The organism is Wolbachia pipientis (genome assembly GCF_023661085.1).
Classification (GTDB): domain Bacteria; phylum Pseudomonadota; class Alphaproteobacteria; order Rickettsiales; family Anaplasmataceae; genus Wolbachia.
The window spans coordinates 1-3,407 of the sequence record NZ_JAHDJT010000129.1 but is presented as its reverse complement, the minus strand read 5'-3'; the positions used below and the strand labels follow the sequence as shown (position 1 = coordinate 3,407).

The window sequence follows — 3,407 nt, the reverse complement described above, 5'->3', positions numbered from 1 at the left end:
GAGCTAAATAGATTCAACTGGTCAGAAAAGGAGTTCATAGCATATGAACAAGAGAGCAAGCGTATTCGTGATGAGAAAGCTGTCCTCGCTCAAAAACTTGATTATGCCACTGAAAAAGGCATCAAAATTGGTAAAGAGGAAGGTAGAAAAAAAGGTAGAGAAGAAGGAATCCAAATCGGCCATGAAAAAGGCAGAAAAGAAAGGGAAATTGAAGTTGCTAAAAACCTACTTAAAGCAAGAGTTTCTATTGATATCATAGCTTAAACTACTGGTCTTCCTAGAGCTGAAATTGCGCAACTCAAAGAGGAAGTCACGAATTAATTTCAAGTCGTTTAGCCGAGCAGACACTGATATTTTGAAGTATATATAAATAATTAGCCGCTAACGGGGCTTCTTTTGCTTTTGGGTAAATTTCTTAAATGCTTATTACTAAAGTAGTATTATGAATTCCAGTGTCAGCTATTTGGATGATACCCGCAAATTACTTGCTAATTGCAATGTTCATACAGTTGCAGGACGGCGGTATGATGTAGAGTGTAACCATGAGGTGACAGAATTTTAAGAAAGTCCTATTATGGATAAACAATTTTACACATGTATGAGTCTCAACGAGCAACCAGATGTGCTGGCATTTCTAAATGGCAAGCTGGAGAATATACCTAAGTTTCATTCCACAATATTGCCTAAACTTTGTGGCGGAGATAGAGTAATGGACCTGTTGTTTTACAGGCCACACAGTTATGTGGATAGGAGTAAATCGCTACTTAATGCTCAAGTTGGAGAACTCACAACTTTCATGGCAAAAGTTCATGAACATCAGCCACCAACTTTTAGGGGTAGGCCATATAAAATAGTCGTTGAAGGCGAAAGTCAGTATATATTCATAGTCTTTTTTAATTACTCAGTTAAATATTTATATAAATCATTTCCAATTGGAGCCCATGCAATCATCAGTGGTAAACTTGATAAATTTGCTGGATATTGGCAAATTACTCACCCAGATTACGTATCGCTTAACATCGACCAATTTGAAGAGATAGCTCGCATAGAGCCGGTTTACCAATTATGCCGTGGCATTACTAACAAGAGCATTAAAAACATAATAAATTCCAATCTAAAAGGGTTGCCTGATTTACCAGAGTGGATAGATGGTACATTAATCGAGCAAAAAAAATGGCTGAGTTGGAGAGAAAGCATTATAAAGCTGCACAGACCAAGGTCATTGGCAGAAGCGGAAGTTTGTCGGAAAAGGCTTGCCTATGATGAATTATTTGCATATCAACTAGCGCTAAAACTTGCAAGAAAAAATCACGTAAGAAAAGGGAGAAAAGAATTTACAATATCTAATAAATATAAAGAGCAAGTTTTAAATGGATTGTCGTTCCAATTAACGAACGATCAAATTCGTGCAATAAATGAAATTTCAGAGAGACAAAAATCCAAATACCGCATGGTAAGCTTGCTGCAAGGTGATGTCGGTAGTGGCAAGACCGTGGTTGCACTTTTTGCGATGCTGAGTGTTGTGGAAAACAACATGCAAGCAGCTCTAATGGCACCAACTACTATCTTGGCAGAGCAGCATTATAATTGGATCGAAGAGGCTTTATCTTGCACCGATATAAAAGTTGCTCTGCTTACTGGTAAAACTACGCGCAAAGAAAGAAAGACTATCATGAACGAACTCGCAAGTGGTATTTTAAATATAGTGATTGGCACTCATGCACTGTTTCAAGCTAACGTTACATTTAAAAATTTAGGGCTTGCAGTCATAGACGAACAACAGCGATTTGGGGTGATGCAGAGAAATCGTTTAGTAGGAAAGGGAGAAAATACCGACATACTTTTCGTTACTGCTACTCCTATCCCAAGGACTTTGCAGCAAGCCATGTATGGCGATGTTGAGTGCTCCGTTTTAAGAGAAAAACCAAAATCTAGGTTGCCAATAAAAACTGTCATTATGAACATTAAAAAAGTACCAGATATTATTGAAAAACTGAAGGGCGCTATAAACAGGGGTGAAAAAGCGTATTGGATTTGCCCATATATAGAAGAAAACGAAGAACTAAATGTTGCTGCAGCAGAGATGCGTTTTCAGGAATTGCAAAAAGCATTTTTTGATAAAGTTGGAATAATACACGGAAAACTAACTCAAGATCAGAAAGATCAAGCTATGTTTTCTTTCAAAAGAAATGAATTTTCCCTCCTAGTTGCAACAACTGTGATAGAAGTTGGTATAGATGTACCAGATGCAACCATTATGATTATAGAAAATGCAGAGCAATTTGGGTTATCGCAATTACATCAGTTGAGAGGCAGAGTAGGACGAGGAGGCAAGCCATCTTTTTGCGTATTACTATACGATAATCTAAGCAAAAGCTCATCCTCAAAGTTAAAGATCATGTGTGAGTCACAAGATGGATTTCACATTGCTGAAAAAGATATGATGCTAAGAGGTAGTGGAGATATATTAGGTACAAAACAATCGGGATGCATGGAGTTTGAATTTGCTGACTTATATAAGGATAGAGAGCTGCTCAACCTTGCATACAATAATGCGAAAGGTGCAATTGCTGAGAATAAATCTTTTGAACTACTACTTGATATATTCGAATATAGAAGTAGATTACACTTTTCAAAATTTCAGTGAACTTCTCACACAGCCATATGAAAAATCAGTAATTCACTCTCTTTATATTATTCCGGCGCCCCTTTTCTTGTCATCCAAGTACCTCTCCTCCATCATCCCAGTACTTGATACTGGGATCTAGTTTTATTTTATGATTTCCTCATATAAATCAGCCCAACATGGATTTCTTTTCACAATCAAATCAATTTTCCATTTTCTTTTCCAGCTTTTTAGTAGTTTTTCCCTATTAAAAGCCGAGTTTACGTCTTGAAATTCCTCGAAGTAAACTAATTTTTGCACATTATATTTCGATGTAAAGCCAGGAATGACCTTGTTCCCAAACCCGTTTAACTAAATTTGACGTGACGCCTATATATAGAGCTTTGTTGTATTTACTTGCAAGTATATAAATATAATAGCTTTTCACATATAGTAAATAAATTTACTATATCCCAGTGTCAAGCACTGGGATGACGGGAGGAGGGACGCTGGGAAAAGGGATGCTGGACGACATCTCTTAAACTGCTTTAGCCGTAAATATTAAGAAATTTACCAAACGAGAAAAAAAAGCAAAAGAAGCCCCGTGGTGGCTAGTTATTTACTTTTGTGTCGAAATGTTGGCGTTTTTTTATCCTAAACGTTTAATAAGTGCGACTTGGCTGCTTTTTAATGCAACTTAACCTTAGCCATAAACGTTTAAGAAACTCACTAAGCAGAAAAAAAGCAAAAGAAACCCCGAGTAGCTAGTTATTCACTATCTATCTTATGATATTGGCGTTTT

At 36.8% G+C, this 3,407-nt stretch carries 3 protein-coding genes and 1 pseudogene; 2 read left to right on the top strand and 2 right to left on the bottom strand.

Annotated features, from left to right (window positions below):
- Together DM84_RS05435 and recG are read left to right on the top strand one after the other, a co-directional pair.
- A pseudogene (locus tag DM84_RS05435) lies at positions 1-264 on the top strand (Rpn family recombination-promoting nuclease/putative transposase); the annotation flags it as partial.
- 334 nt (positions 265-598) lie between these two features.
- Positions 599-2,647 carry an ATP-dependent DNA helicase RecG gene (gene recG, locus DM84_RS05430; RefSeq protein WP_349305108.1) on the top strand — a complete coding sequence of 683 codons (2,049 nt, stop codon included), beginning with the start codon at positions 599-601 and terminating at the stop codon, positions 2,645-2,647.
- A 123-nt stretch (positions 2,648-2,770) separates the two neighbouring features.
- On the opposite strand, the gene DM84_RS06245 is transcribed toward recG, so the two are convergent.
- Positions 2,771-2,926, bottom strand: a complete 156-nt coding sequence (locus DM84_RS06245) for a GIY-YIG nuclease family protein (protein ID WP_410543779.1) — start codon at positions 2,924-2,926, stop codon at positions 2,771-2,773.
- 1 nt (position 2,927) lies between these two features.
- Complete coding sequence (locus tag DM84_RS06240) at positions 2,928-3,053, bottom strand: GIY-YIG nuclease family protein (protein WP_410543778.1); 126 nt, start codon at positions 3,051-3,053, stop codon at positions 2,928-2,930.
- Positions 3,054-3,407 lie beyond the last annotated feature (354 nt).

Bases quoted from the DNA above. Each gene is read 5' to 3' on its own strand.
- recG (WP_349305108.1), top strand. From the start codon at position 599: ATGAGTCTCAACGAGCAACCAGATGTGCTGGCATTTCTAAATGGCAAG.